Origin of the sequence: Streptomyces sp. NPDC050704 (genome assembly GCF_040654355.1) — a bacterium.
In the GTDB taxonomy this organism is placed as follows: domain Bacteria; phylum Actinomycetota; class Actinomycetes; order Streptomycetales; family Streptomycetaceae; genus Streptomyces.
Genome location: NZ_JBFAHW010000226.1, coordinates 1 through 7,024, shown reverse-complemented (window position 1 = coordinate 7,024; position 7,024 = coordinate 1). Strand labels below are relative to the sequence as shown.

At 71.1% G+C, this 7,024-nt stretch carries 5 protein-coding genes; 2 read left to right on the top strand and 3 right to left on the bottom strand.

Going from position 1 to position 7,024, the window contains the following annotated elements; translation table 11 throughout:
• Positions 1-264: 264 nt before the first annotated feature.
• Complete coding sequence (locus tag AB0I18_RS51165; protein WP_363112743.1) at positions 265-699, bottom strand: MarR family transcriptional regulator; 435 nt, start codon at positions 697-699, stop codon at positions 265-267.
• 103 nt (positions 700-802) lie between these two features.
• Between AB0I18_RS51165 and AB0I18_RS51160 the strand changes: the two genes are divergently transcribed.
• Positions 803-1,861: an NADP-dependent oxidoreductase gene (locus AB0I18_RS51160; protein ID WP_363112742.1), complete on the top strand. Its 1,059-nt coding sequence runs from the start codon at positions 803-805 to the stop codon at positions 1,859-1,861.
• A 207-nt stretch (positions 1,862-2,068) separates the two neighbouring features.
• Here AB0I18_RS51160 and AB0I18_RS51155 read toward each other — a convergent pair whose 3' ends face one another.
• Together AB0I18_RS51155 and AB0I18_RS51150 are read right to left on the bottom strand one after the other, a co-directional pair.
• Complete coding sequence (locus AB0I18_RS51155) at positions 2,069-3,217, bottom strand: serine hydrolase domain-containing protein (RefSeq protein ID WP_363112741.1); 1,149 nt, start codon at positions 3,215-3,217, stop codon at positions 2,069-2,071.
• Positions 3,218-3,274: 57 nt separating this feature from the next.
• The gene (locus AB0I18_RS51150; RefSeq protein ID WP_363112740.1) at positions 3,275-5,827 is read right to left on the bottom strand and encodes a M14 family zinc carboxypeptidase; all 2,553 of its coding nucleotides are present in this window, start codon (positions 5,825-5,827) and stop codon (positions 3,275-3,277) included.
• 220 nt (positions 5,828-6,047) lie between these two features.
• Here AB0I18_RS51150 and AB0I18_RS51145 point away from each other — a divergent pair, with 220 nt between their 5' ends.
• On the top strand, positions 6,048-6,911 hold the full coding sequence (locus tag AB0I18_RS51145) for a hypothetical protein (RefSeq protein ID WP_363112739.1): 864 nt from the start codon (positions 6,048-6,050) through the stop codon (positions 6,909-6,911).
• Positions 6,912-7,024: the final 113 nt, after the last annotated feature.

Here is a 7,024-nt window from a genome sequence, read left to right as displayed (position 1 = left end):
TATCCGATCGCCGCTCTGGGATATCCAGTCATGGCACGTTGCCGCGGCGATCGGACACCCCGACACGACCCCTCACGCCGGAAGGCCGAGTGCGGGTAGGTGGGGGCTGCGGCTCTTGGCCTTTTAGGGGCGCGGGGAACTGCGCGACCAGCCACAGCCGGCCCGCACCCTACAAACCAACCCGAGGCACCCCAGATCTTTTAGGGGCGCGGGGAACGGCGCGACAAGCCCCCACCGAACCCGCGGCCGAAACAGTCGCCGGAGCTACATGTCGAGCATCCGGACAAGCAGCCCCCGCAAAGACACCCGCTCCTCGCGCGACAACCCCGCCAGGGGCTCGCGCGCGAAGTGGAGCGACTCCCGCAGACTCCGAGCCACCCGCCGCCCTTCCTCCGTCGCCGCGGCCAGCTTGACCCGGCGGTCGGTCGGATCGGGCCGCCGCTCGACCAGCCCCCGCGTCTCAAGCCGATCCACGATCCCGGTGACATTCGACGGCTCGCACTTCAGCTTCTGCGCCAGCCGCCGCATCGGCAGCGGCTCAAGGGACAGCAGGCTGAGCAGCCGAGCCTGCGCCCCCGTCAGCGCATGCTGCCCCGCCGCGTCCTCGTACTCCTCGTGGTAGCGGGCCACGACGGTCCCGATGAGGTCGACGACCTCCAACGTCAAAGGGTCGATTCGGGGTGTCTTCTGCATGGCCATGCACTCCAGGCTACCTCGTTACTTGACATCATGAAATATTCAGGAGCATGGTTGTTTCAGGTACTGAAGCATTAGAGCCGCAGCATCGGAAAGGCACACCCTCATGACCGTCACCCCCGGCCCCGAGCTCCCCGTCACCAGCCGCGAATGGCACCTCGTCGAACGCCCGGTCGGCTGGCCCAAGCCCGAGGACTTCGCCTTCGTCGAGGCCGAGGTCGGGCAGCCGGGCCCGGGTCAGGTCCTGGTGCGCAACAAGTACCTGTCGGTGGACCCGTACATGCGCGGCCGCATGAGCGCCGCCAAGTCGTACGTCGCCCCCTTCGAGCTCGGCAAGGTCATGCAGGGCGGCGCGGTCGGCGAGGTCGTCGCCTCGGCGGCGGAGGGCATCGCCGTCGGCGACCACGTCCTGCACTTCTTCGGCTGGCGCGAGTACGCCGTCGTCGACGCCAAGCAGGCCGTCAAGGTCGGTCCGGCGTCCGTGCCGGCCCTGAAGGTGGACGCGGACGCGGTGCCGCTGAGTACGTACCTGGGCGTGCTGGGCATGACCGGCCTGACGGCGTACGCCGGTCTGCTGCGCGTCGCCTCCTTCAAGGAGGGCGACTCCGTCTTCGTGTCCGGTGCCGCCGGTGCCGTGGGCAGCCAGGTCGGTCAGATCGCCAAGCTCAAGGGCGCGTCGAGGGTCATCGGCTCCGCCGGGTCCGACGAGAAGGTCAAGCTGCTGGTGGAGGAGTACGGCTTCGACGCCGCCTTCAACTACAAGGACGGACCGGTGGGCCGGCAGCTGCGCGAGGCCGCCCCGGACGGTGTCGACGTCTACTTCGACAACGTGGGCGGCGACCACCTGGAGGCCGCGATCGGCTCCCTCAACCGGGACGGCCGGATCGCCGTCTGCGGCATGATCTCCGTCTACAACAGCACCGAGCCCGTCCCCGGCCCGAAGAACCTCGCCCGCCTCATCCAGACCCGCGGCCGCATCGAGGGCTTCCTCGTCGGCGACCACTACGACCTCCAGCCGGAGTTCGTCCAGGAGGTCGGCGCGTGGGTCGCCGCCGGCGAGCTCAAGTACCGCGAGACCGTCGTCGAGGGCATCGAGAACAACCTGGAGGCGTTCTTCGGCGTCCTGCGCGGCGACAACACCGGCAAGATGATCGTCAAGCTCTGACCCGTCCCCACACCCCGAAGAGGCCGTACCCCGTGGTGACGGGGTACGGCCTCTTCGGCGGAGTGGACGGCTAAGCGGCATCGACGAGGTCCGGTGCGGTGCAGCGCCCCCGCAGGGGCGCGGGGCTGTGACATATGCGGCTCCGCCGCGGGGCGCGACCAGCCACGGACGGCCCGCAGGATCATTACCGCACTTCCCGCGGAGCGATTAGCCGAGCGCCGCGCCGTGTACCGCCCGCACCAAGCGGTCGTTCTCCGGTGCCGCGCCGCCCGGGAAGGCGATGCGGCGGCGTGTGTAGCCGTAGGCCAGGCCGCTGCGCGGGTCCGCGAAGGCCTGGGAGCCGCCCGCGCCGCTGTGGCCGAACGCCCCGGCGCCCAGGAACGGATGCCACATGTCCGCCGTGGCCTGGAAGCCGAGACCGTACGACTTGTGGGCGCGGGCCACCAGGTCGTAGCCGACGGAGTGGATCTGCCCGACCTCCCCGATCGTGTCCGGCTTCAGGAGGGGAGCCCGGCCGTCGACCCGGCTGATCGCCGCCGCGTACATCCCGGCGAGGCCGCGCGCGGACGCGACCCCGCCCGCCGACGCCGGGCCCTTGGCGCGCACGGTACGGGAGTTGGGGTGCTCCACCAGCGTCCCCGCCCCCGGTACGTGCTCGTTGAACGCGATCGACGCCAGCGTGTGCGGCCCCCTGGGCGTGGCGTCCAGCAGGGCCTGCTCCGGCGGTGTGGGCACCATCGGCTGTACGGAGCGGTAGCGGGGTTCCTCCGACTCGGGCAGGCCCAGGTGGAAGCCGAGCCCGTACGGGGCGCGGATCCGCTCCTCGTACACCTCCTGGAGCGTCCGGCCGGTGGCCCGTCGTACGACCTCGCCCGTCAGCGCGCCGATGACGAGCGCGTGATAGCCGAAGGCGGTGCCCGGGCGCCAGAACGGCCGCTGGGCCGCGAGCCGTTCGGCCACCAGGCGGTCGTCGGCCAGCTCGTCGAACGTGAAGCCCGCGTCGGATCCGATGACGCCCGAGCGGTGCGCGAGCAGGTCCCGCAGGGTCACCGTCCCCTTGCCCTCGGCCGCGAACTCCGGCCAGTAGTGGGCCACTTCGCGGTCGAGCTTCAGTGTCCCGTCCTGCACGAGCAGGGCGACCACCAGATGGGCCGCCCCCTTCGTGGACGAGAAGACACCGAACAGCGTCTCGCCGTCCGTCCCCGCGCCGGCCCAGAGATCGACGACCCGCCGCCCCTGGACGTACGCGCTCAACTGGCCCTCGTAGTCAGGGCGTTCAGCGGCGACGACGGCCGCGAACTCCTCGCGTACCGCCTCGAAGCCTTCGGCGACGGTGCCGTGGATCTCCTGTGCCATCCGTACTCTCCTCGATTCTCTGTGCCCGCTGTCTCACTCTTCCCCGGGGGGATTCCCTCAGGAGACTGTCAGCAAGGCGCGTGCCACCTGAGCGAATTCTCCCTTCGGATGGTCGCGGAAGAGGGGCTCCGTGCCGAACAGGACGGCGTGCGGGCCGCTGACGACGGACGCCTGGCCCGCGGCCTGCGCGGGACCACCGCTGCCGTCCTCCACGGGGCGCCAGTGGCCGGACACGAGCGGGTTCCCGGTCCCGTACGACTGCTCGACGCGGACCCCGGAACCGAGACCCGTGAACCACATCGGCGCGTAGACGAAGCCGTGGTCCGGCGCGCCGGCCGTCACGCCGGTGGTCGAATTGACCACGCGGACCACGCCGTTGGCGTCTCCGTTGCCTTGCACGGGCCGCACGGAGAGCAGGCCCGTGGCGGCGTTGAGGGCCGCTCCGGTGGCTCCGCGGCCGACGAGACCCTCGCGGTCCAGGAAGCCGCCCAGGGCGGCGCGTGCGGCCGCGTTGAGGCCCGCGTGACTCAGTCCGGCCGAGGCGAACAGGACGTCCGCCTTCGACCAGTCGAAGCCCGCGTTCAGGATGGCCGTCGAGACGGGGACGACGTCGAAGTTCATCTCACGCAGTGCGAACAATTCGCCCGGCGTGACGGCCGCGGCGACCCGTACCCGCTGCATCGGAGTGCCGCCGGTCGCCTTCGTCGCGTCGAAGGCGACGTCGTACCGCCTGGCGAGGGCCACCGCCTTCGCACGGGCCGAGGCGGGCACGAGCGCACTGCCGTCGGCGGTCCGGCGAACCGAAACCCCGTCCGCCAGGAGGGAGTTGAGGGCGGCTATCTCACGCGCGTCGTCGAGGCGCAGACGCAGAGTGCCACGAGGAGCCACGTAACCGACGCTCGCGGCCTCGTTCACCGCGCGGGCCGGGACGGAGAGCCTGTCGGTCCGTACGGAGTCCACCGTCGCGCCCCACAGCCGCCCCAGACTCCAGCCGGAGATGTCGTACATGACCGACACCTTGTCGCTGATGTCCCGGCCGTCCGCCAGCATCACGTTCGCCATACCGCGCTTGGGCTGGTGCAGGTCGACGACGTACGAACCCTTCGCGTACGCCTTCCCGCCGAGCCTGAAGTCCTTTGTGGCGCGCCGGACCTGGACGTCGTTGGCGAGCAGGTGGTCGACGAGACGGGCCGCGGCGGTGGCCGAGCGCTGCGCCCTGCCGCCGCCCGCCGGAATGACGTACGCGCGGGGGAAGTCCGTCGTGTAGACGTCCTCCGGGCCGATACCCGGCACGCCCGGCACCGTCTCCGGCGAGACCTCGACCTGGGCGGCACCCGTCGCACCCCGGCGGAAGACCTCGATCTGGTCGGCGATCAGTGAGGTCCGATTTGCTTGTGCGTAGTCGAGGGTCGCGCGGATGGCCGCCCCCGCCACGTCCACGTTGATGGCCGAACGGCGGCGGAGTTCGTCGACGGAGAGCTCGTCGTACTCCTCGTTGTTGACCGCCAGCGGGATCTCGACCGTGTGCGCGGCGACCGTGCCGTGGAAGGCCGCGTACTGCGGCGTGAAGATCGGCGGCCAGTCGTCCCAGCCCTCCTCCTGGTCCCGGAAGGGGATCTGGGCGGGCTCGACGCCGTCCTTCTCGGGCGTGTAGCCGAGGCCGTTGACGGCGGTCTCCATGCCGAGGGCGTTGGCGTAGGTGTTCTTGAGGAAGAGGTCGTACTCGTAGTTCTCGCCGTGCGGCGGCGTCGTCGGCTCGATGAGGGTGCCGTTGACGTAACCGTGCGTGTCGACCATCACCGCGGGCTGCTTGTCGATCTCGATCTGGCGCATCACGCGGACCTCGGGCTGCGAGGCGGTGACGAAGTCGCGGTTCATGTCGAAGCCGTTGGCGTTGGCGCGGGTGCCGGCGATACGGCCGTCCGGGTTCGCGGTGATGTTGAAGTACACGCGGTTGCGGGCGAGGAGGCCGGCGGTCCTGCTGTCCTCGGCCGTCGCGAGCTGCTCGATGAGTTCGAGGCTCGCGTCCGTGCCCTCCCACTCGTTGCCGTGGATGTTGTTGTTGAAGAAGACCGGCGTCTTGTACGTGCGCTTGATCGCCGGGTCCTTCGCGGCGGCCGCGGGAGCTCTCTCGATCAGCTCGCGCATCCGCTCCTGGGCGCGGGCCTGCCCGGAGGACTCGGGCGCGGTGACGGTCACCAGGTAGAGGCGGTGGCCGCCGGCCGAGCGGCCCGCGACCTCCACGCTCACGCGGTCGCCGAGCCGCTGGAGGGCGTTCAGCTTCGGGGCGATGGAGTGGTACGGGGTGAGGCCGAGCTTGATGGACTTGTCCGCCGGATTCACCGGGTCCGGGGTGAGGACCTGCTCCCGGGGATAGCCGCGCGTGCGGGTGCCTCCGGCGGATTCGGTGAGTTCGGTGACCGGGGCGGTCAGGGCCCGGTCGGTCGTGCTCTCCGGGGTCCTGGCGGCGGCGCGGTCGGAGAGGCCGGCCCCTTCGCGCACCGGAGGCTGCGGGGCCGGGTCGGCGACGGCGCCGCTCGGGGTGAGCAGGAGTGAAGCCGCCGCGGTGGCGGTGGCCGTGGCGAGCAGAACGGGTCTCGGTAGACGCACGCGTACCTCCGCTGGAAGTTCCTGACACGGACCTGTCTGGCATGGACGTGTCCGGCATGGACGTGTCTGACATCGGTACGGGAGGTCTACCTGTTCGACTCGCCTGCAACAAGAGGGCGTTGGCGTCACGGATGCCACGGACGGAGGGGCCCGCGGCGGGCGGAGGGGGCATGCTGAGGGTGGACGCCGGCAGAGCGCGCACGTGAGGCGAGGAGAGTCCATGGCAACGATTCCGTCGCTCCCCAGCAGAGACGACGTCGCGCGTATCGCGCGCAACATGACCGACATCACCGGCCAACTCCTGGACACCGGCGGGAACATCACCCGCATCGCCATCAACACCTTCGACCCGCGCGACGGTTCGGGCGCCGAGGTGCTGCGAGTCCTGCGGGAGACGACGGCCGAACTGGCCGAGGCGAGCGCCTCACCGGAGGCGCAGGAGGCGTTCTACCGGATCGTGGACACGCTGACGCGGCTGGGTACGAGCGGGGCGCCGTTCGCCGTGCATCCGGTCAGCGAGCCCGCGCAGGCGCTGCTCACCGCGCTCGGGGACAGCCTGCTGCCCGTGCTCGACGCGATGGAGCCCGCGGTGGAGGAGGCGGCGGACGCGCTGGGTGAACTGGTGGACGCGACATCGCCGCTGTTGCCCGCGGCGGCCGGGCTGGCGGCGGGTACGCTCCTCGCCCTCGCGCCGCTGATCCGGGCCGCGGCGGAGGTGCTGCGGGACTCGACTCCCGAACTCCGGCGTATCGCCGACGCGTTGACCGCGGCGTTGGCTCCGCTGCTGCCGCTTCAGGTGGCGCTGGCGGGGCGGGCGGCGGCGGCCGGGGCGGGTGTGGTCCGCGCGGCGCTTCCGCCTCTGGCGGACTTGACGGAGGCGGCGGCGGCCGGGCTGAAGGCGGGGCGGCCGGTGCTGATCGCCGGCGAGGAGTTTTTGGTGTCCGGGCTGGAACAGCTTCAGCCTGTGCTGATGGCTTCGGCGTATCGGGCGGGGCGGGTGGGGCGGGCGGTGGCGGTGCGGGTGACCGCGGCGGTGTCGCCTGCGGCTGAGCGGGGGGTGGTGGTGGCTGTGCATCCGGTGTGACGTGTTTGTCTGCGGGTGGGTGGGGGCTGGTCGCGCAGTTCCCCGCGCCCCTGGGTGTGTGGGTGGGGCGGTGCCGCGACGGGGTATCCGATCGCCGCTCTGGGATATCCAGT

Excerpts from the sequence above, each read along its gene's own strand:
- AB0I18_RS51160 (WP_363112742.1), top strand. The coding sequence starts at position 803 with ATGACCGTCACCCCCGGCCCCGAGCTCCCCGTCACCAGCCGCGAATGG.
- AB0I18_RS51145 (WP_363112739.1), top strand. The coding sequence starts at position 6,048 with ATGGCAACGATTCCGTCGCTCCCCAGCAGAGACGACGTCGCGCGTATC.
- AB0I18_RS51165 (WP_363112743.1), bottom strand. The coding sequence starts at position 699 with ATGGCCATGCAGAAGACACCCCGAATCGACCCTTTGACGTTGGAGGTC.
- AB0I18_RS51155 (WP_363112741.1), bottom strand. The coding sequence starts at position 3,217 with ATGGCACAGGAGATCCACGGCACCGTCGCCGAAGGCTTCGAGGCGGTA.